The sequence below is a fragment of the Streptomyces smaragdinus genome (assembly GCF_009604385.1).
GTDB classification, from domain to species: domain Bacteria; phylum Actinomycetota; class Actinomycetes; order Streptomycetales; family Streptomycetaceae; genus Streptomyces; species Streptomyces smaragdinus.
This window is the reverse complement of record NZ_WEGJ01000011.1, coordinates 91027-114040: the sequence shown is the minus strand read 5'-3', so window position 1 is coordinate 114040 and position 23014 is coordinate 91027. Positions and strand designations below refer to the sequence as shown.

General features: G+C 73.4%; 21 protein-coding genes. 12 read left to right on the top strand and 9 right to left on the bottom strand.

Going from position 1 to position 23014, the window contains the following annotated elements; all coding sequences use genetic code 11:
• Nucleotides 1–2: 2 nt before the first annotated feature.
• Nucleotides 3–1217 carry an acyl-CoA dehydrogenase family protein gene (locus SRB5_RS16905; RefSeq protein ID WP_153452814.1) on the top strand — a complete coding sequence of 405 codons (1215 nt, stop codon included), beginning with the start codon at nt 3–5 and terminating at the stop codon, nt 1215–1217.
• 21 nt (nt 1218–1238) lie between these two features.
• Here the strand turns inward: SRB5_RS16905 and SRB5_RS16900 are convergent, their stop codons facing one another.
• From SRB5_RS16900 to SRB5_RS16890, 3 genes are read right to left on the bottom strand one after another with little or no spacing between them, the layout of a single operon-like run.
• Nucleotides 1239–1838: a TetR/AcrR family transcriptional regulator gene (locus SRB5_RS16900; RefSeq protein ID WP_153452813.1), complete on the bottom strand. Its 600-nt coding sequence runs from the start codon at nt 1836–1838 to the stop codon at nt 1239–1241.
• A gap of 36 nt (nt 1839–1874) precedes the next feature.
• Nucleotides 1875–3530, bottom strand: a complete 1656-nt coding sequence (locus SRB5_RS16895; RefSeq protein WP_153452812.1) for an AMP-binding protein — start codon at nt 3528–3530, stop codon at nt 1875–1877.
• Nucleotides 3527–4303 (bottom strand): SDR family oxidoreductase, encoded by a 777-nt coding sequence (locus SRB5_RS16890; protein ID WP_153452811.1) that lies wholly within the window; start codon nt 4301–4303, stop codon nt 3527–3529. Before SRB5_RS16890 ends, SRB5_RS16895 begins: the two co-directional genes overlap by 4 nt.
• A gap of 171 nt (nt 4304–4474) precedes the next feature.
• On the opposite strand from SRB5_RS16890, the gene SRB5_RS16885 reads away from it, so the two are divergent.
• The 4 genes from SRB5_RS16885 to SRB5_RS16870 all read left to right on the top strand — a co-directional run bounded on the left by SRB5_RS16885 (nt 4475) and on the right by SRB5_RS16870 (nt 9211).
• Nucleotides 4475–5734 carry an exo-beta-N-acetylmuramidase NamZ family protein gene (locus tag SRB5_RS16885; RefSeq protein ID WP_153452810.1) on the top strand — a complete coding sequence of 420 codons (1260 nt, stop codon included), beginning with the start codon at nt 4475–4477 and terminating at the stop codon, nt 5732–5734.
• 73 nt (nt 5735–5807) lie between these two features.
• Nucleotides 5808–7058, top strand: coding sequence for a serine-threonine protein kinase (locus tag SRB5_RS16880; protein WP_153452907.1), 1251 nt, complete (start codon nt 5808–5810; stop codon nt 7056–7058).
• A 128-nt stretch (nt 7059–7186) separates the two neighbouring features.
• Nucleotides 7187–8629 (top strand): amidase, encoded by a 1443-nt coding sequence (locus tag SRB5_RS16875; RefSeq protein ID WP_153452809.1) that lies wholly within the window; start codon nt 7187–7189, stop codon nt 8627–8629.
• Between the two features lie 120 nt (nt 8630–8749).
• A complete protein-coding gene (locus SRB5_RS16870) occupies nt 8750–9211 on the top strand; it encodes a MaoC family dehydratase (protein ID WP_153452808.1) in 462 nt (153 codons plus the stop codon).
• 3 nt (nt 9212–9214) lie between these two features.
• On the opposite strand, the gene SRB5_RS16865 is transcribed toward SRB5_RS16870, so the two are convergent.
• Complete coding sequence (locus tag SRB5_RS16865) at nt 9215–9841, bottom strand: TetR/AcrR family transcriptional regulator (protein ID WP_153452807.1); 627 nt, start codon at nt 9839–9841, stop codon at nt 9215–9217.
• A gap of 67 nt (nt 9842–9908) precedes the next feature.
• Complete coding sequence (locus SRB5_RS16860) at nt 9909–11060, bottom strand: acyl-CoA dehydrogenase family protein (RefSeq protein WP_153452806.1); 1152 nt, start codon at nt 11058–11060, stop codon at nt 9909–9911.
• A gap of 94 nt (nt 11061–11154) precedes the next feature.
• Between SRB5_RS16860 and SRB5_RS16855 the strand changes: the two genes are divergently transcribed.
• Nucleotides 11155–11790: a TetR/AcrR family transcriptional regulator gene (locus SRB5_RS16855; RefSeq protein ID WP_153452805.1), complete on the top strand. Its 636-nt coding sequence runs from the start codon at nt 11155–11157 to the stop codon at nt 11788–11790.
• Between the two features lie 9 nt (nt 11791–11799).
• Nucleotides 11800–12312 (top strand): DUF402 domain-containing protein, encoded by a 513-nt coding sequence (locus tag SRB5_RS16850; protein ID WP_153452804.1) that lies wholly within the window; start codon nt 11800–11802, stop codon nt 12310–12312.
• Between the two features lie 7 nt (nt 12313–12319).
• On the opposite strand, the gene SRB5_RS16845 is transcribed toward SRB5_RS16850, so the two are convergent.
• Nucleotides 12320–13099 (bottom strand): hypothetical protein, encoded by a 780-nt coding sequence (locus SRB5_RS16845; RefSeq protein ID WP_323378022.1) that lies wholly within the window; start codon nt 13097–13099, stop codon nt 12320–12322.
• A gap of 126 nt (nt 13100–13225) precedes the next feature.
• Here SRB5_RS16845 and SRB5_RS16840 point away from each other — a divergent pair, with 126 nt between their 5' ends.
• Nucleotides 13226–13600 (top strand): hypothetical protein, encoded by a 375-nt coding sequence (locus SRB5_RS16840; RefSeq protein WP_228390105.1) that lies wholly within the window; start codon nt 13226–13228, stop codon nt 13598–13600.
• Nucleotides 13597–14736, top strand: a complete 1140-nt coding sequence (locus SRB5_RS16835; RefSeq protein WP_228390104.1) for a MalY/PatB family protein — start codon at nt 13597–13599, stop codon at nt 14734–14736. The genes SRB5_RS16840 and SRB5_RS16835 overlap by 4 nt, the downstream gene beginning before the upstream one ends.
• Nucleotides 14737–14741: 5 nt before the next feature.
• On the opposite strand, the gene SRB5_RS16830 is transcribed toward SRB5_RS16835, so the two are convergent.
• From SRB5_RS16830 to SRB5_RS16820, 3 genes are all read right to left on the bottom strand, one after another.
• Complete coding sequence (locus SRB5_RS16830) at nt 14742–15818, bottom strand: zinc-binding dehydrogenase (protein WP_153452803.1); 1077 nt, start codon at nt 15816–15818, stop codon at nt 14742–14744.
• A 37-nt stretch (nt 15819–15855) separates the two neighbouring features.
• Nucleotides 15856–17256, bottom strand: coding sequence for an aldehyde dehydrogenase family protein (locus SRB5_RS16825; protein ID WP_153452802.1), 1401 nt, complete (start codon nt 17254–17256; stop codon nt 15856–15858).
• A 90-nt stretch (nt 17257–17346) separates the two neighbouring features.
• Nucleotides 17347–19542 carry a molybdopterin-dependent oxidoreductase gene (locus tag SRB5_RS16820; RefSeq protein ID WP_153452801.1) on the bottom strand — a complete coding sequence of 732 codons (2196 nt, stop codon included), beginning with the start codon at nt 19540–19542 and terminating at the stop codon, nt 17347–17349.
• Between the two features lie 167 nt (nt 19543–19709).
• On the opposite strand from SRB5_RS16820, the gene hmgA reads away from it, so the two are divergent.
• From hmgA to SRB5_RS16805, 3 genes are read left to right on the top strand one after another with little or no spacing between them, the layout of a single operon-like run.
• Nucleotides 19710–21029 (top strand): homogentisate 1,2-dioxygenase, encoded by a 1320-nt coding sequence (gene hmgA / locus SRB5_RS16815; protein WP_153452800.1) that lies wholly within the window; start codon nt 19710–19712, stop codon nt 21027–21029.
• Nucleotides 21026–21775 (top strand): GntR family transcriptional regulator, encoded by a 750-nt coding sequence (locus tag SRB5_RS16810; RefSeq protein ID WP_153452799.1) that lies wholly within the window; start codon nt 21026–21028, stop codon nt 21773–21775. The genes hmgA and SRB5_RS16810 overlap by 4 nt, the downstream gene beginning before the upstream one ends.
• Before the next feature lie 29 nt (nt 21776–21804).
• On the top strand, nt 21805–23013 hold the full coding sequence (locus SRB5_RS16805; protein ID WP_153452798.1) for a type ISP restriction/modification enzyme: 1209 nt from the start codon (nt 21805–21807) through the stop codon (nt 23011–23013).
• Nucleotide 23014: the final 1 nt, after the last annotated feature.

Below are 23014 nucleotides of genomic sequence, written 5' to 3'. Positions count from 1 at the left end.
TCATGGATTTCGCATTCGACGCCCGGACCGAGGAGCTGCGCGAGGCCCTGCTCGCGTTCATGACGGAACGGGTGTACCCGGCCGAGGAGATCGCGCACGAGCAGCTCGCCGCCCAGGACAGCCCCTGGGTGCACCCGCCGATCGTGCACGAGCTGCGCGCGGAGGCACGGGAGCGGGGGCTGTGGAACTTCTTCCTCCCCGACGCGGAGTACGGGGCGGGGCTGACGAACCTGCAGTACGCGCCGCTGGCGGAGATCACCGGCCGCAGCCCGCATCTGGCGCCGCTGGCGCTGAACTGCAATGCGCCCGACACCGGCAACATGGAGGTGCTGTACCAGTTCGCCACGGACGAGCAGAAGAAGCGGTGGCTCGAGCCGCTGCTCGCCGGTGAGATCCACTCCGCGTTCGCGATGACGGAGCCGGCGGTGGCCTCCTCCGACGCGACGAACGTCGAGACGCGCATCCGCCGCGAGGGCGACGAGTACGTCATCAGCGGCCACAAGTGGTACATCTCCGGGGCGATGAACCCCGACTGCGCGATCTTCATCGTGATGGGCAAGACCGACCCGGACCACGAGGACATCCGCCGCCAGCAGTCGATGATCCTGGTCCCCCGCGACACCCCGGGGCTGATGGTGAAGCGGGCCATGACGGTGTACGGGTTCGAGGACCATCTGCACGGCGGGCACGCGGAGGTCTTCTTCGACGACGTGCGGGTGCCGGTGACGAACCTGATCGGCGAGGAGGGCGGCGGCTTCGCCATCGCGCAGGCACGGCTGGGGCCGGGGCGCATCCACCACTGCATGCGGCTGATCGGGATGGCGGAGAAGACGATCGAGCTGATGTGCCGCCGGGCGGTGTCCCGTACGGCCTTCGGCAAGGCGCTCGCCCAGCAGGGCGTGGTCCAGAACTGGATCGCCGACGCGCGGGTGCAGGTGGAGCAGCTGCGGCTGCTGGTCCTGAAGACGGCGTGGCTGATGGACACGGTCGGCAACCGGGGCGCGCACACGGAGATCCAGGCCATCAAGATCGCGGTGCCGCGCGCGGTGGTCGCGATCATCGACCGGGCGATCCAGCTGCACGGCGCGGCGGGCGTCAGCCAGGACACCCCGCTGACGGACCTGTACGCCTCGGCCCGCTCGCTGCAGCTCGCGGACGGACCCGACGAGGTCCACCAGCGGTCGCTGGCCCGGCGGGAGCTGAAGAAATACCTGTAGGACCCGGGTGCGGGTGCCGCGCTACGGCCGCAGCACCCGCATCAGCATCTCCGCGAAGTTCTCCGCGACCTGCTCCTTGGTCAGCGGGCCGTCCTTCTTGTACCAGCTGCTCAGATGGTGCACCGCGCCGAAGTGGTAGTCGACGACCAGCCCGGCCGGGGTCCCGGCGTCGAAGACGCCCGTCGCCTGGCCCTCCTCGATCAGCGCGCGGAAGCGGTCGTGGTAGCGGCGGCGGTCGGCGCGGACCTCCTTCTGCTTCTCGGGGCCGAGCAGATGCATGGAGCGGAAGAAGATCGACGCGTCGTCGGCGTTCTCGATGGTGGTGACGATGACGTCGGCCGCGGCCTGCCGCAGCCGCTGCTCCACCGGGGCGTCGAGGGCGGCGAAGTGGTCCAGGCGCTCCTGCTGGAGGCGCAGCAGCCGGGCGTAGATCTCGTGCAGCAGATCGTCCTTGGAGCCGAAGTAGTGGTAGAGGGCACCCTTGGTGACGCCCGCCGCCTCCACGATCTCCTGCACCGACGTACGGTCGAAGCCACGGTCGGCGAAGAGCCGGGTGGCCACGGCGAGCAGCCGTTCCGGGACCGTCATCGTGCTGTTGGACCCGCCTGCCGCTCTGGCCATGGCCACACCCTTCTCGTTCTCGTGTTCGTGCCGTCGTTACGTGCGGGAACGCAGTTCCCGCCGCAGGATCTTCCCCGTCGCCGTCTTCGGCAGCTCGGGCAGGATCTCCACCTCGCGCGGGTATTTATACGCGGCCAGCCGGTCCTTGCAGTACCCGGCCAGCTCAGCGGGTTCCACGGAGCTCCCGGGCCGCAGGGAGACGTACGCCTTCACGGTCTCCCCGCGGTAGGAGTCGGGCACCCCGACCACCGCCGCCTCACGCACCGCGCCATGCGTGTACAGGACATCCTCCACCTCCCGGGGCCAGACCTTGAAACCGGCCGCGTTGATCATGTCCTTCTTGCGGTCGACGACGTACAGCCAGCCGTCCTCGTCCATGAACCCGATGTCCCCGGTGCGCAGCTCACCGTCCGGCAGCCCCTCGGCCGTGGCCGCGGGCAGCCCCCAGTAGCCGGGGACGACCTGCGGGCCGCGGACGGCTATCTCGCCGGTCGTACGGAACGGCACCTCGGCGCCGTCCTCGTCCAGGATCCGTACGACGGACGCCGGGTCCGGCACGCCCACCGCGAGGGTCCCGGACTCGGGGTCGACGGGCGCCCGCCTGCCGGGCGGGACGGCGGCGCAGGGGGCGGCGCATTCGGTGAGGCCGTAGCCGTTGAGGATGTAGTGGCCGAAGCGCTGCTCGATGCCGTCGACGAGGGCCGGGGGCATGGGGGCGCCGCCGGTGGAGATGACGGCGAACGACGCGAAGTGTCCGGGGCTCACGTCCGGGTGGGCGCCCAGGGCCATGAACGCGGTGGCGGGGCCGACGGTGTAGGCGGGCCTGTGCTCGAGGAAGGCGTCCAGCACCACGCCGGACTCGAAGCGGTACGCCAGGGCCAGGGTGCCACCGCCGACGATGCTCGCGGCGAGCTGGCAGACCATGCCGGTGATGTGGAAGAGCGGCGCGAGGGCGAAGATCGTGGCGCCGTCGGGCAGTTCGTGGCCGGCGCGCTGGCGCTCCGCGTTGTGGCAGATGTTGCGGTGGGTGACCGTGGCGCCCTTGGGGCGGCCGCTGGTGCCGGAGGTGTAGCCGATCAGCGCGATGTCGTCCGGCGCGAACTCCCGGCCGGCCGGTGCCACCCCGCCCGCGCGGGCGACGGTGAGCAGGTCGGCGGCGTCCTCGGCCTGCGGCAGACGTTCGAAGTCCAACACACGCCGGTCGTCGCGGGTCTGCAGGTCCCGCTCGCAGGCGGTCAGCACGATCTGTACGGGCAGGTCGGCGGCCGTCTCCCGCAGGAAGCCGGCCCAGGCCCGGTCGGAGCAGACGACGGCCGTGACACCGGCGTCGGCGAGGATGTGGCCGACCTCGTACGCCTTGTACATCGGGTTCAGCGGGACGACGACCGCGCCCGCCTTCCAGGCGCCGAGCAGGGCGATCACGAAGTGCGGGGTGTTCTGCAGCATCAGGGCGAGCCGGTCGCCCTTCGCCAGCCCGCGCGCCGCGAGGTACGCGGCCACCGCGTCGGACAGCTCGTCCGCCTCGCGGTAGCCGATCCGGCCGTCGAAGTAGGCCAGCGCGGTGCGCTCCGGCACCCGGGCCACGGCGTCGCGGAAGGCGTGCGGGACGGAGACCGGCGGGTGCACCTCGGCCTTCTGCGCCTCGGTGAGCTGGCCCAGCCACGGCTTCGCGGCGTAGATGGAGCTGGTCATCGCGGTCCTGCCTCCTGGCTGTCGGTCTCATTCTCGAGGGCGCGCTGCAGCTTGTTCATGCCGCGTACCCAGCGCTCGGGTTCACCGGCGCGGGTGGCGTACATCCCGGCCACCTCCGGATGCGGGAGGATCAGGAAGCGGTCCTCGGCGATCCCGGCGAGCAGCGCGTCGGCGACGGCCTCCGGCTCGATGGCGCCGGGCCGCAGCACCAGGTCACCGGCCTTGCCGGTGGCGTCGAGCATGTCGGTGCGCACGCCCTGCGGGCAGATCGCGTGCACCTGGACGCCCCGGTGGCGGTACGTCAGCGACAGCCACTCGGCGAAGGCGTACGCCCCGTGCTTGGTGACGCTGTACGGGGCCGCGCCGATCATCGTCAGCAGCCCGGCCGCGGACACGGTGGAGACGAAGCGGCCGCTCCCGCGCTCCAGCCACTCCGGCAGCAGCGCACGGGCCGCCCGGACGTGCGCCATGACGTTCACGTCCCACGCCAGCTCCCACGCCTCGTCCGGCGCCTCGGGTCCGCCGCCGGTGCCGACGCCGGCGTTGGCGCAGTACACGTCGATCGTCCCGCCGAGCGCCTCCCGGGCGGCGGGGACGATGCCGGAGGCGTCACCCGGCACCGCGGTCGCGCCGATCTCACCGGCGACGGCCTTCGCCTTGTCCGGGTCCAGGTCGTTGACCACGACCCTGGCGCCCTCGGCGGCGAATCTGCGGGCCAGGGCGGCCCCGATACCGCCGCCGGCCCCGGTGACCACGACTGCTGCGTCCCGCATGCTGTGTCCTCCCGGATCGATGCGGGCAGACTAACCGGTCGGTATGTGATCCGGAAGGGGCGCGCCGCACGCTGTCCGTCCGCACAACGGCGACGGCGCCACTGGTCTGGTCCCATGACACCCCCGCACGCGCATTCCGCCCGGCGGGCGCGGGCACTACGTTCCTCGGTCATGAGCCTTTCGCGCAGATCCCTGCTGGCAGCGGGCGCCGTCACCGCCGCCGCGTCCGCGTCCCTCACCACCCCCGCCGCCGCCTCGTCCGGTGCCCACGGCAGGCGCGTACAGACCGGCTTCTCCCGGCTGGCCGCCGACGGCTACGCCCTGCTCGCCGGGCAGAAGGTGGGCGTCGTCACCAACCCGACGGGCATCACCGACGACGTGGAGCACATCGTCGACGTGATGCACGCCGACGCACGTATCGAGCTGACGGCCGTCTTCGGTCCGGAGCACGGCTTCCGCGGCACCGCGCAGGCGGGCGGCTCCGAGGGGTTCTACACCGACCCGGCGACCGGACTGCCGGTGTACGACACGTACTTGAGCAGCGGTCAGGCGCTGGCGGACATCTTCGTCCGGTCCGGCGTCGACACGATCGTGTTTGACATCCAGGACGCGGGCGCGCGCTTCTACACGTACATCTGGACCCTCTACGACTGCATGGCCGCCGCGGCCCTGGCCGGCAAGAGCTTCGTCGTCCTGGACCGGCCGAACCCGGCGTCGGGCCGCGCCGCCAACGGCCCCGTCATGCATCCGGAGTTCGCCACGTTCGTGGGCCGCAAGGCGATCAGCCAGCAGCACGGGATGACCGTGGCGGAGCTCGCGGGGCTGTACAACGCGGAGTTCGTGCCGGCGGACGCGGGGCGGCAGGTGGAGCTGACCGTGGTGCCGATGAAAGGCTGGAAGCGCACCCAGTTCTTCGACTCCACCGGTCTGCCCTGGGTGCTGCCGAGCCCCAACATGCCGACGCCGGACACGGCGCTCGTCTACTCGGGCACCTGTCTGTTCGAGGGTACGAACCTCTCCGAGGGCCGGGGGACGACGCGGCCGTTCGAGCTGCTCGGCGCGGAGGGCCTGGGCCGGGAGTGGGCGGCGGCGGTGCAGGAGCTCGGGCTGCCGGGGGTGCGGCTGCGGGAGGCGTACTTCTCGCCGACGTTCTCCAAGTTCCAGGGCAAGACCTGCGGTGGCGTACAGCTGCACGTGTCCGACGCGGCGGCGTTCGACCCGGTGCGGACCGGCATCGCGCTGCTGGTGACCGCCAAGCAGGCGTGGAGCGGGTTCGCCTGGCGCTCGGACAACTGGATCGACAAGCTCACCGGCTCCACCCAGGTCCGCACGATGATCGACGCCGGGGCGTCGACGGACGAGGTCGTGGCGGGCTGGCAGGAGGAGCTGGCGGCGTTCCGGGCGGTGCGCGAGCAGCACCTGCTGTACTGACACGCGCCATGAGGGTGATCCGGCCTCTTCCGTGCGGGGGGCCGGATTTGCCACGCTGGCCGGTGTGGCTGAGATGAGCGTGTCACCGTACTGGGAGCTGACCTTCGACGCCGAGGGCGACGTGAACCCGGCCCAGCGGCGCCGTCTGACGGAGCAGGCCGCCGGGCGGGGGATCACGGATCTGGTGGTCTTCGCGCACGGCTGGAACAACGACCGGTCCATCGCCTCGCGGATGTACAGCCGGTTCTTCGCGCCGTTCCCCGGGCTGGTGGGGGACGGGGTACGGCTGGGCTTCGCCGGGGTGGTGTGGCCGTCGATGCGGTTCACGGACGAGCCGGTCCCCGACTTCGAGCCGTCCGTCGCCGCCGGTCAGCCGCCGCCGTGGTTCGGCCCGGTGACCCAGCGGGTCGTCGGGGCGCAGTTCCCCGGGCGCGACCGGGCGGTGGAGCGGATCGGCGAGCTGCTGGCGGAGCGGCCGGACGACGCGGAGCATCCGGCGGAGTTCCTGCGGCTCGTACGGCATCTGATCACCCCGGCGCCCGGCAGTGCGGCGGCGGCCTTCGGCGCGGACACCGACGACGAGCGGGCGGCGGACGTCCCGCTGATGCTGGAGCAGGATCCCCGGACGCTGTTCGAGGAGTTCGCGGAGGTCCAGGACCCCCCGGGACTCCTGTGGGACGGAGGGAAGGAGATCCTCCGGCAGGCCACGTACTACGCGATGAAGCGGCGCGCCGGGGTGGTCGGCGAGCGGGGGCTGGGGCCCGCGCTGGGGCGGCTGGCGAAGGAGGCGCCGCGCACCCGGGTGCATCTGGTCGGCCACAGCTTCGGCGCCCGGCTGGTGTCCTTCGCCGTGAAGGGGCTGCCGGCGGGGGTCACGGCGGTCGGATCCGTGACGCTGCTGCAGGGGGCGTTCTCCCACTACGCGTTCAGTGACAGGCTGCCGCACGACAAGGACCGCGGCGGCGCGCTGCGCGGTGTGCAGCGCAGGGTGCGGGGGCCGGTGGTCGCCTCGTACTCCTCGCACGACGGCGCGCTGCGCACCTTCTACCCCCTGGCGTCCCGGATGGCCCGCGACTCCGCGGGGCTGCTGCCCGGCGGCGAACGCTGGGTCGCCCTGGGGTACGACGGCTTCCGGGCCGTCCCGGGGGGCCGCCGGCTGACGCTGGCGGACGCGCTGGACGGCGCCTTCCCGGCGAAGGGCTGCGTAAGCGTCGACTCGTCCGCGGTGGTGTGCCACGGCGGCGGGGCGACGGGCGCGCACAACGACGTCTGCCACCCCGAACTCGCCCGGCTGGTACTGCGGGCGGGTCGCGTCGGGGCCTGAGGGGGCGTACGGGAGCGGGCGCCGGAGCGCGGGCGGCCGGCCCGCGCAGGCGGTCTGGTCGCTACCGGAGGGTAGTGACAGGATGCGGCGTGAAGGCCGCACGGTCCGACGGGGAGAGGACACACACGATGGCCCAGCTGCACGATCTCACCGCACTGGAGCAGGCAGAGGAGATCCGGACCGGCCGGGTCTCGCCCGTCGAGCTCACCGAGCACTATCTGGAGCGGATCGACCGGCTCAACGACACGCTCGGCGCGTTCGTGACGCTCACTCCGGAGATCGCCCGCAAGCAGGCCGCCGACGCCGAGAGCGAGGCCCTGGCCGCCCGCCGCGAGGAGCGCTGGCTGTCGCCGCTGCACGGGGTGCCCGTGCCCATCAAGGACCTCACCTTCGTCGCGGGCGTGCGCTGCACGCTGGGTTCGGTGCCGTACGGGGAACACGTGCCCGACACCGACGACCACGTCGTCACCCGGCTGCGCCAGGCCGGCACGGTGATGCTGGGCAAGACCAACACCCCGGAGTTCGGGCTGCCCTGCTACACGGAGAGCCTGCTGGCGCCCCCGGCCCGCACGCCCTGGGACCTGGACCGCTCGGCCGGCGGGTCCAGCGGCGGCGCGGCGGCGGCCGTCGCGGCGGGGCTGGCGCCGGTGGCCCAGGGCAGCGACGGCGGCGGCTCGATCCGGATACCGGCCGCCGCGTGCGGACTCTTCGGCATCAAGCCGAGCCGGGGTCTGGTCGGCGGCGGCCCCGTGCAGCACGACGTGAGCGGGCTGAGCACCAACGGCCCGCTGGCCCGTACGGTGGCCGACGCGGCGGCCCTGCTGGACATCATGTCGGGCCCCGGCACGGGCGACCCGTTCGGGGCGTGGGGGCTGCCGCCCGGCTCGTATCTCTCGGACTACGTGGGCGCCGACCCGGGCCGGATGCGGATCCTGAGCCTCACCGACACGCCGGTGCCGGGCGCCGAGGTACATCCGGACTGCCGGGCGGCGGCGGAGTTCACCACCGGGCTGCTGCGGGACCTGGGCCACGAGGTGGACGAGGTGGCGCTGCCCCAGGACGGCTCGCTGCTCAAGGCGTTCACCCAGGTGTGGGCGGTGATGGCCACCGTCTGGCCGGTGCCGCCGGAGCAGGAGGAGCAGCTGATGCCGCTCACCCGCCATCTGCGCAGCCTGGGCCGCAAGGTGAGCGGGCTGGAGTTCGCGACGGGCCTGTACGCGTTCCGGGCGCTGGGCGAGATGCTGGGGTCGTCGCTGCTGACGCCGGACACGGGCTACGACATGATCCTCACTCCGACGCTGGCGCAGCCGCCGGCGCTGGTGGGCGGGCTGCGTTCGGACGGCGACCCGGCGGCGGAGTTCGCGGCGATGTCGCGGTTCACGCCGTTCACGGCGATGTACAACGCGACGGGTCAGCCGGCGGTGAGCCTGCCCCTGTGCTGGACGACGGAGGAGCTGCCGATCGGGATCATGCTGGCCGGCCGGTACGGGGCGGACGCCGAGCTGATCGCCCTGTCCGCGCAGCTGGAGGAGGCCTGCCCGTGGGCGGACCGGACGCCCGCGATGTGGTGACGCCCCGCGGTGAGCCGCCATTGACAGGGATCCGCGCCACCGAGCATGCTAAGCAGTCGCTTAGTTCAGCGTTCGGGCAGCGTCAGGGCGCCCGCGAAAGCCACTGGGAGGCGTACGGACATGGCAGAGCCCCGGATCTTCACGTCGGCGGACGAACTGAAGGCCGCGGTCGGCGAGCAGCTCGGTCACACCGACTGGCTGGAGATCGACCAGCGGCGGATCGACCTGTTCGCGGAGGCGACCGGCGACCACCAGTGGATCCACGTCGACCCGGAGAAGGCGGCGGCCGGCCCGTTCGGCACGACGATCGCGCACGGCTATCTGACGCTGTCCCTGCTGCCCCTGTTCGGGCCGCAGCTGATGTCCGTCGAGGGCGTCAGGATGGGCGTCAACTACGGCACCAACAAGGTCCGCTTCCCGGCCCCGGTGCCGGTGGGCTCGCGGCTGCGCGCGACGGCGCGGATCTCCGAGGTCACGGACGTGCCGGGCGGGGTGCAGATCGCGGTGGCGTACACCGTCGAGCGCGAGGGCGGCGAGAAGCCGGTGTGCGCGGCCGAGTCGGTGTCGCGGTTCTACTTCTGAGCGTTACGCGCGCCCCGGCGCCGTCACCATCCGCCCGACGAGATCGGCGTACAGCAGGCCGAGCTCGTCGGGCGTCCTGCTGCCCGCGGCGCTGAACCAGCGCGCCACGTCCACGCAGAGCGACAGCACCGCCAGCGCCGTGCCCGGGATGTCGTCGACGGCGAAGTCGCCGGCCCGTACGCCGTCCTCGATGATCCCCCGCAGCAGCGAGTCGATGTCCCGGCGCAGGGTGACGATCTCGGCGTAGTGCTCCTCGCCCAGCGCCTGCAGCTCGTACTGCACGACCCGCGCGGTGGTGTGCCGCTCGGCGTGCCAGCGGGAGAAGTCGCGCACCGCCCGGTCCAGCCGCTCGCGCGGGGTGCCGTCGGACCCGGCGGCACCGGCGATGATGCCGCGGGCGCGTTCGTGGCCGACCTTGCTGATCCGGAAGAGCAGCTCTTCCTTGGTCTTGAAGTGGATGTACAGCGCGGCGGGGCTCATCCCGGCCCGCCCGGCGATGTCCCGGGTGGTGGTGGCGTGGTAGCCGCGCTCGGCGAAGGCCTCCACACCGGCGGAGAGCAGCCGCCGGGCGGCCTCCGGTTCGACACCGTCCCAGGCCGATGGGCCGGGTTCCGTGTGTGCCTGCTGCATAGCGCACCCCGCTCGGTCGTTGTGTGGCGGGATCACCTTACCCCGAACCTGAGCAAGCGCTTAGCGATCAGAAGGCACTGACCCCGGTCAGGGCGCGGCCGATCAGCAGCTTGTGGATCTGGCTCGTGCCCTCGTACAGCGTCATCACCCGGGCGTCGCGCAGCAGCTTGCCCACCGGGTACTCGTCGATGTAGCCGTAGCCGCCGAAGACCTGCAGCGCGGCGTTGGCGCACCGGACGGCCGCCTCGCTCGCGTACAGCTTCGCCACCGAGCTCTCCGTGGCGAACGGCAGCCCGCGGTCGATGTGGTCGGCGACCCGCCAGGTCAGCAGCCGGGCCGCGTCGACGTCCACCGCCATGTCGGAGATCAGCTCCTGGACCAGCTGATGGCGGGCGATGGGGCCGCCGAACTGCTCCCGCTCCCCCGCGTACGCGACCGCCGCGTCCAGCGCCGCCTGCGCGATGCCCACACACCCGGCGGCGACCGACATCCGCCCCTTGGCCAGCGCGGACATGGCGACCGAGAAGCCCTTCCCCTCCGGCGCCACCATCGCCGACGCCGGCACCCGCACCCCCTCCAGCACCAGCTCCGCCGTGGCCTGGCCGCGCAGGCCGAGCTTGCCGTGCACCTCGCGGCGGGTGAGACCGGGCGCGTCGGCGGGGACCAGGAAGGCGCTGACGCCCTTGTGGCCGGGGGTGTCGTTCGTACGGGCGAAGAGCAGGACGACGTCCGCCCAGGTGCCGTTCGTGATGAACATCTTGGCGCCGTCGATGACCCAGTCGCCGCCATCGCGGACCGCGCGGGTGGTGAGGTTCGCGGCGTCCGAGCCGGTGCCGGGCTCGGTGAGGCCGAAGCAGCCGACGGCCTCGCCGGACGTCAGCCGCGGCAGCCAGTGGCGCTTCTGATCCTCGCTGCCCCAGGCGGCGATCGACTTGGCGACCAGCCCGAGGGAGACCGAGACGATGCCGCGCACCGACGAGTCGCCCCGGCCCAGCTCCTCGGTGACCAGGACGTACGTCAGATGGTCGCCGGCCGAGCCGCCGTACTCCTCGGGGACCGTCAGGCCCAGGAAGCCGGTCTCGCCGAGCTTGCGGACGATGCCGCGGTCGACGGCCTCCGCCCGGTCCCATTCCGTGGCGTACGGGGCGACCTCGCGCTCCACGAAGTCCCTGGCCAGCCGGCGGGCGGCGGACTGCTCCGGGGAGAGTTCGAGATCCATGGGACGGGCCCCTTCGCGGACGTACCGGCTCCTTGCGGAGGGCCGATAAATTAGCAGTGCTAGTTTCCTGGTGGCGGCCTCTACTATGAGCCGCATGGCCCGCCCCCGCAAGCCCCTGCTGAGCCGTGAGCGCATCGTCACGGCGGCGCTGACGCTCGTCGACGCCGACGGGCTCGCGGCGGTCTCGACCCGGCGGCTCGCGGCCGAACTCGGGGTGAGCGGGCCCTCCCTGTACAACCACTTCACGACGAAGGACGAGATCCTCGGCGCGGTCGCCGACCTCGTGGTCTCCGAGGTCGACCTGTCGATGTTCGAGGACGGCAGCGACTGGCCCGACGCGCTGCTGGCCTGGGCCCGCTCGTACCGGGCGGCGCTGCGGGCGCATCCGAAGCTGGTGCCGTACCTGGCGCAGGGGCCTGGGCGGCGGCCGGCCGGGCTGCGGATGGCCGACGCGGTGTTCGGCGGCATGGTGACGGCCGGCTGGCCGCCCGCGCAGGCCACGCACATCGGGGCGCTCATGCGGTACTTCGTCACCGGCTCGGCGCTGGGGTCCTTCGCGGGGGGTTTCGTCGCCGATCCGGAGGCCTACGATCCGGCGGACTATCCCCATCTGGGGCAGGCACATCTGCTGGCGGTCCGTCAGCGCGAGGTGGACGAAGGCGCGTTCGAGACGGGATTGCGGGCACTGGTGGCGGGATTGGTCCTGCGGTTCCGGGAGTCGCACCCCTAAGATCACGCCATGACAGACCTGGTACGGGTGATCTACCGGAAGTTCGACGGCAGTCTGCACTGGAATCTCACCATGCGCCGGCTCGGTGAGGACCGCCACGGGGTGTGGCTGGGGGCGCCGGCCTTCACGCCCCTGTCGAAGGGGCATCAGCCGATCGATCCGCTGCCGCACGCGTACGTGTGTCTGGTTCCGGCCGATCCGGAGGCGTGGTGGGCGGCGACCTTCAACGCGGAACCCAGGTCGACGGAGATCTATGTCGACGTGACGACGCCGATGCGGTGGAACTCGGCGGCCGAGGCGACCTGTGTGGACCTCGACCTCGACGTCGTGCGCAAGCGGGGCGAGACCGAGGCAAGGCTGCTGGACGAGGACGAGTTCGCCGAGCACGGGAAGCTCTTCGGCTATCCGCCGGACGTCGTCGCACGGGCGTCCGGCGCGGCGCGGTGGCTGATGACGGCGGTGGCCGCGGGGACGGAGCCGTTCGGTACGGCGTATCTGCCGTGGCTGGCGATGGTGGCCTGAGGCGCGCTCAGGACGGGCGGGCGGCCAGGCCGTCGAGGGCGGTGAGCAGCGCGGGCAGCTTCTCGCCGCGGGTCACCGGGATGACCTCGCCGGGGGCGTCGTCGAGGAGGACGAAGGCCAGGTCGTCGGTGCGGGCGACCAGGGACCAGCCGGGACCGTCGGCGCGCAGCGTGCGGGCGTCGTCGGTGGCGAAGGTGGAGCGGATACGGCCGGGGGGCGGGGGGTTGTCGACGTAGTCGCGGAGGTCTGCCAGGACGCGCCGGACCCCAGGGTCTTCCGCGTCCTTCTCCGCGTCTTTTTCGTCGCCCTCCTCGACCGCCGTCATCCGGTCCCTCCAGTCCCGCCAGTGCAGCGCGATCTCGTCCGCCCCCAGCCGGCGCTGCGCCGGGCCCCACTCCCCCGTGTCCGGCGGGGTGAGCGGCGGGCGGTCGGCGTCGGTGGGGTCGTGCGGGTCGGGGATGCCGGGCGCCGCGACGGCCAGGGCGAGGGGCCAGCCGGGGATGGTGTCGATGATGTCGCGGTCGGCGGGGCTGAGCTCGTGCTCCATGCCGACGTCCCAGGTGGCGAGGGCCACGGCGACCAGGGAGGCGTCGTCCACGACGACCGTCCAGCGGGCGCCGGTCCCGTCCTGGCCGAAGATCAGCCCGTATCCGGCCGGATGCGGCAGCAGACCGAGCGCCGCGCACACCGCGGGGTAGTCGTCGCCGAGGACCGCGGGGAACTTCGGCGGCGTCAGCAGCGCCGCGGTGAGCACGAAGAACTCGTCTTCGTCGGCTGCTCCGGCCACGTCGGATTCCCCTCGGATGTGTTGTCGGTCGGCGCAGATTAACCGGCGGGTAACCCCGCCGTCGAGGGGCTTCGCGCCGTGATTTCCTCTATGGATCGGTAGGGGCTGCCGCTTACGATGCGTCCCATGGGGATAGCCAACTCTCATTTCGTCTGTCTGCCCTGCCGGTTGTCCGTGAAGAGGGGCCACGGCGCCGGCGGCGTCTGCTCCCGGTGCGGCGGGGAACTGATCGACGCCGGGTCGGGGCTGGCCGCGCCGAAGCGCCGGGACGAGCGGGGGTGGCGGGCGCTGGCGGCCGTGCTGAACGCCGGGCTCGACTTCCGGCCCGAGTGCTGCTGCGGTTACGCCGGCCACCGGCCCCGCACCCCGCGCGAGGTCCGCGAGGGGCTGGCCCTCGCCGGGCGCACCGGGATGTCCCCGGCGCGGGCGCTGGCGGTGTCCGACCCCGCCGCGCACACCGACCGCCGGCGCCGGCCGGGCCGCGGGGCGTGGGAGCGTTGAGCGCCCCGGTGGAGAATCCGCTGGCCCGGCTCACCCTCCCGGAGCTGCGGCGCCGCACCAGCATGAAGTGGCGGGCGTACGACCCGGACGTGCTGCCCCTGTGGGTCGCCGAGATGGACGTACCTCTGGCGGAGCCCGTCGCCGAGGCGCTGCACACGGCGGTCGACCTGGGCGACACCGGGTATCCGGCGGGGCAGGAGTACGCCGAGGCGCTGGCCTGGTTCGCCAAGGAGCGGTGGGCGTGGGAGCCGGCCCCGGAGCGGACGGCGATCGTGCCGGACGTGATGCTGGGCGTCGTCGAGATGCTGAAGCTGGTGACCGCGCCCGGTGACACCGTGGTGGTGAACTCCCCGGTGTATCCGCCGTTCTACGCCTTCGTGGAGCACATGGACCGGCGGATCGCCGAGGCCCCGCTGGGGGCGGACCGCCGGATCGACTTCACGGCGCTCGCGGAGGCCTTCCGCGCCGGCGCGCGCGCCTATCTCCTCTGCAACCCGCACAACCCCACCGGGACCGTGCACACCGCCGCCGAGCTCGCGGAGGTCGCGCGGCTGGCGGAGGAGTACGGGGTACGGGTCGTGGCGGACGAGATCCACGCCCCGCTGGTGCCGGACGGCGCCGTGTTCACGCCCAATCTGTCGGTGCCGGGCGCCGAGCGGGGCCTGTCGCTGCTGTCGGCGTCCAAGGCGTGGAACCTCGCCGGGCTGAAGGCGGCGCTCGCCGTCGCCGGGCCGGGGTCGGCGGACGAGCTGGCCGCGATGCCGGAGGAGGTCGGGCACGGCCCGAGCCATCTGGGCGTCATGGCGCACACGGCGGCGCTGCGGCACGGCGGGCCGTGGCTGGACGCGCTGCTCGCGGGGCTGGCGCACAACCGTGAGCTGCTGTCCGTACTGCTCGCCGAGCATCTTCCGGCGGTCCGTTACCGGCCGCCGGAGGGCACGTATCTGGCGTGGCTGGACTGCCGGGAGCTGGGGCTGGGCGACGATCCCGCCGCCGTGTTCCTGGAGCGGGGGCGGGTCGCGCTGTCCGGCGGGCTGCCGTTCGGCTCCGGCGGGGCGGGGCACGTACGGCTGAATCTGGCCGCCTCCCCGGAGGTGCTTCGGGAGGCGGTACGGCGGATGGCAACTTCCCTCTAGAACCCTTAGAAGACGACCAGGGACCGGCCGCCCCGGCCCGCCTGCATCTGCTCGAACGCCGCCGGGATGCCGTCCAGACCGATCCGGTCGGTGACCAGCGCGCCGAGGTCGAAGCGGCCGGCGCGGACGTGTTCGGCGATGACGGGGATGTCCGCGGCCGGGTCGCTGTTGCCGTACACGCAGCCGGAGAGCGTGCGGCCGAAGTAGAAGATCTCCAGCGCGGAGAAGGCGACCTGCTGGTCCTGGCCGCCGATGCCGACGACCGTGGTGCGGCCGCCGCGCCGGGTCGAGGACCAGGCGGAGCGGATGGCGTCGGCGCGGCCCACGCACTCGACGGCGACGTCCGTGCCGATGCCGCCGGTGAGCCCGCGGATCCGCTTGGCGGTGTCGGGGCCGGCGAGGAGGAAGTCCGTCGCGCCCGCGGCCCGGGCCAGCTCCTCCTTCGCCGGGGAGACGTCCACGGCGACGATCGGGCCGGCGCCCGCGATCCGTGCGGCCTGGAGGACGGCGAGGCCCACGCCGCCGACGCCGAAGACGGCGACGGACTCGCCGGGGCGCACCCGGGCGGCGTTGTGCACGGCGCCCCAGCCGGTGAGGACGGCGCACCCGAGGAGGGCGCCGTCGGTGAGGGCGATGCCGGCGGGCAGCGGGAGCGCGGCGTGCGCGGGGACGACGGTCTCCTCGGCGAAGGCGGCGGTACCCAGGCCGGGGTAGAGGTCGGTGCCGTTACGGCGGGCGTACGGGGCGTTCGCGGCGGCGCCCGCGTTCGCGCAGAGCCACACCTCGCCGAGGCCGCAGAAGTGGCAGGCGCCGCAGGACGGCGCCCAGTTGAGGACCACCTCGTCGCCGGGCGCGACGGTGGTGACGTCGGGGCCGACGGCGGTGACCGTGCCGGCGCCCTCGTGGCCGAGGACGGCGGGGACGGGCTGCTTGAGGGTGCCGTTGGAGAGGGACAGGTCGGAGTGGCAGACGCCGGCGGCGGCGAGCCGGACGCGGATCCGCCCGGGGCCGGGGGCCGGCAGGTCGATGTCGGTGAGCTCCAGCGGGGAGCCCACGGCGGGCAGGACGGCGGCGCGGACCATCAGGGGGTGCTCGCTTTCGGGGCGTGGTCGGGGGAGGTCAGAACTGGAGCGACTTCGTCTGCAGATACTCCGCCAGCCCGTGCCTGCCCAGCTCCCGGCCGACGCCGGACTGCTTGTACCCGCCGAACGGCGCGAGGGGGTTGAAGCGCCCGCCGTTGATGTCGACCTGCCCCGTCTCCAGCTTGCGTGCGAAGGCCTCCGCCTCGGCCGGCTCGGCGGCCCAGACGGCGCCCGCGAGGCCGTAGACCGTGCCGTTGGCGATGCGCAGGGCGTCGGCCTCGTCCTCGTAGCGCAGGAGGGAGAGCACCGGGCCGAAAATCTCCTCCTGGGCGATCGTCATGTCCGGGGTGACGTCGGCGAAAACGGTCGGCTGGACGTAGTAGCCCGTTTCCGCGTACGAAGGTGCGTCCGCCCCGCCGGCGACCAATCGCGCTCCCTCCCGCACGCCCTGTTCGATATAGCCGCGGACACGCTCGCGCTGCCGGGCGTTGACCAACGGGCCCATCCGGTCGGCGGAGGCGTACTTGGCGGCGGCGGTCGCGGCGAGGGCGACAGCCTCGTCGTACTGGTCGGTGTGCACCAGCATCCGGGTCCAGGCGCTGCACGTCTGGCCGGAGTTGGACATCACGTTGCCCACGCCGACGTTGATGGCCTTCGCCAGATCGGCGCTCGGGAGGATGACGTTCGCGGACTTGCCGCCGAGTTCGAGGGCGACGCGCTTGACGGCGGCGCCGGCCGCGGCGCCGACCTGCCGGCCGACGGCGGTGGAGCCGGTGAACGACAGCAGATCGACGCCGGGGTGCTCGACGAGGGCCTGGCCGGCGACCGGTCCGAGGCCGGTGACCAGGTTGAACACGCCGTCGGGGAGGCCGGCCGCCGCGACGCACTCGGCGAACAGCTGGGCGACGAGGGGGGTGTCCTCGGCGGGCTTGAGGACGACGGTGCAGCCGGCGGCGAGCGCGGGCACGACCTTCGCGGTGATCTGGTGGAGGGGGTAGTTCCAGGGGGTGATCGCGCCGACGACGCCGACCGGCTCGTGCAGGACGGTGGAGTTGCCGATCGTCTCCTCGAAGGGGTACGAGGCGGCTAGCTCGGCGAAGGTGCCGGTGACCGCGACCGGCAGCCCGGCGTGCACCTTCTGCGCGAACACCGGCGGCGCCCCGAGCTCGGCGGTGACCGTCTCGGCGATCTCCTCGGCGCGGTCGGCGAGCCGGTCGCGCAGGGCGGCGAGGAGGGCGGAGCGCTCGGCGGGCGGGGTGGCGGCCCAGCCGGGGAAGGCGGCGCGGGCGGCGCGTACGGCGGTGTCGACGTCCGTCGCGTCGCCGGCCGGGACGGTGCCGATGACCTGTTCGTCCACGGGGTTCACGACCTCGATGGAGCCGCTGCCGGCGGCCTCCCGCCAGGCTCCCGCGATGAACAGGGCGTCATGGGCCTTCATGTCACGTCCTCCCGATCGGACTGCTGCCGTGCGCCACCCAAACTAGCGCTGATAGTTTTACGCGGACAGCCCTCCGCCCCGTGCCGTGGGTCACGCGGGCCCGATCTGCACGGGGAAGCCGTTGAGCACCGCGGTGCCGGACAGGGGATCCAGTCGCGAGCCGTCCAGCAGCTGGTTGACGTTCGCGCCGGGGGCGGCCGCCGCGACGGACAGCCGGGTGCCGGGGCGGTCGTGGCCCCAGCCGTGCGGGAGGCTGACGACGCCGGGGCGCAGGGCGTCGGCGAGCTCGACCTCGGCGGTGATCTCGCCGCCGTCGCCCTTGACGCGGGCGGTGGCGCCGTCGGTGAGGCCGAGGCGGTGGGCGTCGTCGGGGTGGACCTGGAGGGTGCAGCGGTTGCTGCCGCCGGTGAGGGCGGGGACGTTGTGCAGCCAGCTGTTGTTGGAGCGTGTCTGACGGCGGCCGATCAGCACCAGGTCGTCCGGCCGCCGGTCCAGGGCGGCGCGCAGCCGGGGGAGGTCGGCGGCGATCGGTTCGGGGCACAGCTCGATGCGGCCGGAGGGCGTCCGCAGCACCTCCGGCAGACGCGGGCGCAGGGGGCCCAGGTCGATGCCGTGGGGGTGGTCGAGGAGGCGGGCGAGGGTGAGGCCGTCGGGGTCGGCGCCGAAGCGGTCGCCGTAGGGGCCGAGGCGCAGCATCAGGTCGAGCCGCCGTTCGGGACCCGTGTCGCCGGTGAGCCCGGCCGCGAGCTCGGCGGGGTCTTGGCCCTGCAGCGGGGAGTGCGCGGCGGTGACGGCGCGGCGGAGGGTCGCGTCGATCACCTGGGCGTCGACGGCCGCGGGGTCGGTGTCGTACGGGAATCCGCCGGCGATCGCGGTGAGGCGGGCGAGGATCTCGCACTCGTCCGGGGTGCCGTCGGGGAGGGGGACGGCGGGGCGGCTGTAGCGGACGTTGTTGCGGACGGAGAGGGCGCCGAAGAGGAAGTCGAAGTGGGCGCCGTGCGCGGGCCGGGGCGGCGGCAGGATGACGTCCGCGTGCCGGGTGGTCTCGTTCAGATACGGGTCGACGCTCACCATGAACTCGCACTCCGCCAGCGCGCGTTCCAATCGCCGTCCGTCCGGCGCGGAGAGCACCGGGTTGGTGCCGACGGTGAGCACGGCGCGCAACCGCCCCTCCCCCGGGGTGTCCAGCTCCTCCGCCAGCGCGGCGAGGGGGAACTCCGCCATCACCTCCGGGTGGCCGGAGACCCGGCTCGTCCAGCGGCCGGTGCGGAAGCCCCTCCCGGGGCCCGGCGGGCGGACGGTCGCGGTGGCGGCGAGGGGGAACATCGCGCCGCCCGGGCGGTCGAGGTTGCCGGTGAGGATGTTCAGGACGTCGACCGCCCAGCTGGTGAGCGTGCCGAACTCGACGGCCGTCGTGCCGAGGCGGCCGTAGACGGCGGCGGTCGGGGCGGCGGCCAGTTCGCGGGCGAGTTCGCGTACGACGTCCGCGTCGACGTCGCAGTACGGGGCGACGGCCTCCGGCGTGAAGGGGGCGATCAGTTCACCGAGCTCCGCCACGCCGTCGGCGTGCTCGACGGGGGTGGTCAGGCCCTCCGCGTACAGGGTCTGCGCCACGGCGAGCAGCAGGGCGGCGTCCGTGCCGGGACGGGGAGCGATGTGGCGGTCGGCGACGCGGGCGGTGCGGGTGCGGGCGGGGTCGACGACGACGAGGCGACCGCCGCGGGCGCGCAGGGCCTTCAGCCTGCCGGGGAAGTCGGCGGCGGTGGCGAGGGAGCCGTTGGAGACCAGGGGGTTGGCGCCGATCAGCAGCAGGTGGTCGGTGCGGTCCAGGTCCGGGACGGGGAACGCGAGCGGATCGCCGTACAGATGGCCGCAGGCGACCTGTTTGGGCATCTGGTCGACGGTGCTGGCGGAGTAGACCTGCCGGTCCTCGAGCGCGCGGACGATCAGCGCCGGATAGAGGGCGCCGGCCATGGTGTGGACGTTGGGGTTGCCGAGCACGACGGCGACCCCGGTGCGGCCGAGCCGCTTCGCGACCTCCCGGAACGCCTCGTCCCAGGTGGCTTCGCGCAGCTCCCCGTCGCGCCGGACGAGCGGGGCGGTCAGCCGGTCGGGGTCGCCGTCCAGCTCGCCGAAGGACGCTCCCTTGGGGCAGATGAACCCGGCGCTGAACACGTCGTCGCGGTCGCCGCGGGCGCCGGTGACGCGGCCGGCGTCGTCGATGGTCAGGGTCAGTCCGCAGGTGGCTTCGCAGAGCGGGCAGATACGCAGGGCGGTACGGGTCATCGGGGCCCCCTCGGCCGTCGGCATACCGCACGGTATCCCGACGGGCGGACGGGTGACAGGTGGCGCCACCACCAGGCAGCCGGGGCGGACGCTCCATTGACGGGGTGCGCCGGCGATTCCTATGGTCTTACATAGGAATCAAACGCGAAGGGCAGGGCGACGCCGCCATGAGCACCGTCGAGACCGCACGCAAGACCGCCGGGGACCTCACCCACTCCCCCGGCTTCGGCAACGAGCACCAGAGCGAGGCCGTCCCCGGCGCGCTCCCCGCCGGACGCAACTCCCCCCAGCGCGCGCCCCTGGGCCTGTACGCGGAGCAGCTGTCGGGATCCGCCTTCACCGAGCCCCGGGCCCGTAACCGCCGCTCCTGGCTCTACCGGATCCGGCCGTCCGCCGCCCACCCGCGCTTCACCCGCGCCGGCAACGGCACGATCCGCTCCGCGCCCTTCACGGAGACCGTGCCCGACCCCAACCGGCTGCGCTGGAACCCGCTGCCGGAGCCCGCGGCGGGCACCGACTTCGTCGCCGGGCTGTGGACCCTCGGCGGCAACGGGGACGTCACGCGGCGCGCCGGCATGGCGATCCACCTGTACCACGCGAACACCCCCATGACGGACAAGGTGTTCAGCGACTCCGATGGCGAGCTGCTGATCGTCCCCGAGCGCGGCGGGCTGCTGCTGCGCACCGAGTTCGGGCTGCTCGCCGTGGAGCCGGGACACGTGGCGCTGATCCCGCGGGGAGTGCGGTTCCGGGTCGAGCTGCTCGACGAGACGGTCCGCGGTTACGTGTGCGAGAACTACGGCGCCCCGTTCGTCCTCCCGGACCTCGGCCCGATCGGGGCCAACGGGCTGGCGAACGCACGTGACTTCCTGGCCCCGGTCGCCGCGTACGAGGACGTGCGGCGGCCCACGACGGTCGTCAACAAGTTCTGCGGCAACCTCTGGACCGCGACGTACGACCACTCCCCGCTGGACGTCGTCGCCTGGCACGGCAACCACGTGCCGTACGTCTACGACCTGCGGCGGTTCAACGTCATCGGCTCCATCAGCTACGACCACCCGGACCCGTCGGTCTTCACGGTGCTGACGTCCCCGTCGGACACGCCGGGGCAGGCGGGGGTGGACTTCGTGGTGTTCGCGCCGCGGTGGCTGGTCGGAGAGGACACGTTCCGGCCGCCATACTTCCACCGCAATGTGATGAGCGAGTACATGGGGCTGCTCGAGGGGGCGTACGACGCGAAAGCCGAGGGCTTCGTGCCCGGCGGCGGGTCGCTGCACAACATGATGTCCGCCCACGGACCCGACCGGGAGACGTTCGACCGGGCGAGCGCCGCCGAGCTGGTGCCGCAGAAGATCGACGACGGGCTCGCGTTCATGTTCGAGACGCGCTGGCCGGTGACGGCGACCGCCCAGGCCGCGGGGGCCGGGCATCTGCAGGGTGGATACGACGACGTGTGGCAGGGGCTGGAGAGTAACTTCCGGGTATGAACACTTTCGCGCCCGATTCGATCGAGCTCAATCGCAAACTGCCGCTCTGGTATCAGATATCGCAGTCCCTGCGGGCCTCGATCCTCGGGCGGTCCCCCGACGCCCCGCTGCGGCTGCCCACGGAGGAGCAGCTGGCGGAGCACTACGGCGTCAGCGTGCTCACTCTGCGCCAGGCGCTGAAGGAGCTCGAGGAGGAGGGCCTGATCAGCAGGCACCGCCGGCGGGGGACGTTCATCGAGCGGACGGCGCGGCGCGGCGCGCCGGTGCGGCTGCTGGGCTCGGTCGACGCGATCGTGGCCCAGCAGTCGGGCGACGCGGCGGCCGTCCTCGGACACGGGACGGGCCCCGTACCGGCCGAGCTGGCGGAGTACTTCCCGGGGCTGACGGAGGTCGGGGTCTACCGCCGGCTGCGCAGCGACGAGGAGTCGGGGGAGCCGGTGAACTGGGCGGAGAACTTCGTCCGTCCGGAGCTCGCGGCGCGCATCGATCCGGCGGATCTGGAGCGCTGGCCGATGACGCGGGTGCTGCGGGACGCGGTGGGGGTGCGGATCTCGCGGATCACGGACACGGTCGAGGCGCGGCTGGCGGATCCGGAGACGGCGCGGCTGCTGCGGGTGCCGCTGGTGAGTCCGGTGCTGTTCTACACGGGGGTGTCGTACGACGAGGCGGGCACGGTGGTGGACGTGGCCCGGATCCGCTACCGCGGGGACCGGTTCTCGTTCTCCGTGACGGTGGAGGTGCGGTAGTACGTCCTGCGTCGGTGGGCGCCCGTACGATGCGGTGGAGGGCGGCGACGGGAGGACGGCGCGTGGCGGTGGGCGGGACGGTGACGCTCGGGGAGCTGATGCCCTGGGGCGTCGCCCCGATACGGCTGGGACGGGGCTGGGTCATGGCCCCCGATCCGGCGACCCTGCGCGCCCGCTGGGACCGGCTGATGGCCGCCGAGGGCCGGCGGCGCGCCGAGCTGTTCCACCCGACCCGCTCCCGTACGCCCGCCCGCAGCGTCGGCCAGCTCCCCGGCCAGCGGACCGGCACCGGGGCGCTCGCCCGCGAGCACGCCCCCTGCCCCGATCCGGTGCCCGTGCTGCACGGCGCGTTCGACCGGCAGTGGCTCATCCCCGACCACCGGCTCATCGACCAGGCCCGCCCGGAGCTGTGGCGGGTCGCCGACGACCGGCAGCTGTACGCCGTCGAGCTGGGCCGGGCCGGCGGCGGGCCGGCGCTCGTCGCCTCCGCCCTGCTGCCCGACGGCCGCTCCCCCGCCGGCCGCCCGGGCCGCATACGCCCGCTGTTCCGCCGTCCGGGGGGACGCGAGCCCAACCTCGCGCCGGGGCTGACGGCCCATCTGCGCCGCCGGTTGCGGGTGCCCGTCGCCGCGGAGGACGTGCTGGCGTGGGCGCTGGCCGTGGCCCGGCCCGGGGCGGACGGCTGCGAGGTGCCGCTGACCGCCGACCCCGCGGAGTGGGCGGCGGGGCTGGAGCGCGGACACCGGCTGCTGGACCTCCAGCTGCGCGGTGCCCGCAGCGGGGACCGGCCCCGGCAGCCGGGCGGACGGCGGCCGTACGTCCGGGCGCCGATCCCCGCGCGTCCGGCGGAGATCGGGTACGCGGAAGAGGACGAGACGCTGCTCGTCGGCGAGGGGCGGGTCTCCCCCGTACCGAAGGAGGCGTGGGAGTTCGAGGCCGGGGGTGTACGGGTGCTGGAGCTGTGGTTCGAGCGGCGCACGGCCGCGGCGGAGCCCGGTTCGCTGGAGGCGGTGCGGCCGCGGGAGTGGCCACAGGCGTGGACGTCGGAGCTGCTGGAGCTGGTCACCGTACTGGCGCTGAGCGCCGCCGCGCCGCCCGCGCCGGAGATCGCGGCGCCCGTCACCGCGGCCGAGCTGCGGCAGGCGGGCGTGCTGCCGGTACCCGCGGGAGCGCGGCGGCCCGCGTCCGTGTTCGACCATCACGAGGAGGGCCCGAACGGGCAATTCGCGCTGGTCTGAG

Bases quoted from the DNA above. Each gene is read 5' to 3' on its own strand.
- SRB5_RS16850 (WP_153452804.1), top strand. From the start codon at position 11,800: ATGACAGACCTGGTACGGGTGATCTACCGGAAGTTCGACGGCAGTCTG.
- SRB5_RS16860 (WP_153452806.1), bottom strand. From the start codon at position 11,060: ATGGATCTCGAACTCTCCCCGGAGCAGTCCGCCGCCCGCCGGCTGGCC.
- hmgA (WP_153452800.1), top strand. From the start codon at position 19,710: ATGAGCACCGTCGAGACCGCACGCAAGACCGCCGGGGACCTCACCCAC.
- SRB5_RS16805 (WP_153452798.1), top strand. From the start codon at position 21,805: ATGCGGTGGAGGGCGGCGACGGGAGGACGGCGCGTGGCGGTGGGCGGG.
- SRB5_RS16905 (WP_153452814.1), top strand. From the start codon at position 3: ATGGATTTCGCATTCGACGCCCGGACCGAGGAGCTGCGCGAGGCCCTG.
- SRB5_RS16825 (WP_153452802.1), bottom strand. From the start codon at position 17,256: ATGAAGGCCCATGACGCCCTGTTCATCGCGGGAGCCTGGCGGGAGGCC.
- SRB5_RS16865 (WP_153452807.1), bottom strand. From the start codon at position 9,841: ATGCAGCAGGCACACACGGAACCCGGCCCATCGGCCTGGGACGGTGTC.
- SRB5_RS16895 (WP_153452812.1), bottom strand. From the start codon at position 3,530: ATGACCAGCTCCATCTACGCCGCGAAGCCGTGGCTGGGCCAGCTCACC.
- SRB5_RS16870 (WP_153452808.1), top strand. From the start codon at position 8,750: ATGGCAGAGCCCCGGATCTTCACGTCGGCGGACGAACTGAAGGCCGCG.
- SRB5_RS16890 (WP_153452811.1), bottom strand. From the start codon at position 4,303: ATGCGGGACGCAGCAGTCGTGGTCACCGGGGCCGGCGGCGGTATCGGG.
- SRB5_RS16820 (WP_153452801.1), bottom strand. From the start codon at position 19,542: ATGACCCGTACCGCCCTGCGTATCTGCCCGCTCTGCGAAGCCACCTGC.
- SRB5_RS16885 (WP_153452810.1), top strand. From the start codon at position 4,475: ATGAGCCTTTCGCGCAGATCCCTGCTGGCAGCGGGCGCCGTCACCGCC.
- SRB5_RS16810 (WP_153452799.1), top strand. From the start codon at position 21,026: ATGAACACTTTCGCGCCCGATTCGATCGAGCTCAATCGCAAACTGCCG.
- SRB5_RS16855 (WP_153452805.1), top strand. From the start codon at position 11,155: ATGGCCCGCCCCCGCAAGCCCCTGCTGAGCCGTGAGCGCATCGTCACG.
- SRB5_RS16900 (WP_153452813.1), bottom strand. From the start codon at position 1,838: ATGGCCAGAGCGGCAGGCGGGTCCAACAGCACGATGACGGTCCCGGAA.
- SRB5_RS16830 (WP_153452803.1), bottom strand. From the start codon at position 15,818: ATGGTCCGCGCCGCCGTCCTGCCCGCCGTGGGCTCCCCGCTGGAGCTC.
- SRB5_RS16875 (WP_153452809.1), top strand. From the start codon at position 7,187: ATGGCCCAGCTGCACGATCTCACCGCACTGGAGCAGGCAGAGGAGATC.
- SRB5_RS16880 (WP_153452907.1), top strand. From the start codon at position 5,808: ATGAGCGTGTCACCGTACTGGGAGCTGACCTTCGACGCCGAGGGCGAC.
- SRB5_RS16840 (WP_228390105.1), top strand. From the start codon at position 13,226: ATGGGGATAGCCAACTCTCATTTCGTCTGTCTGCCCTGCCGGTTGTCC.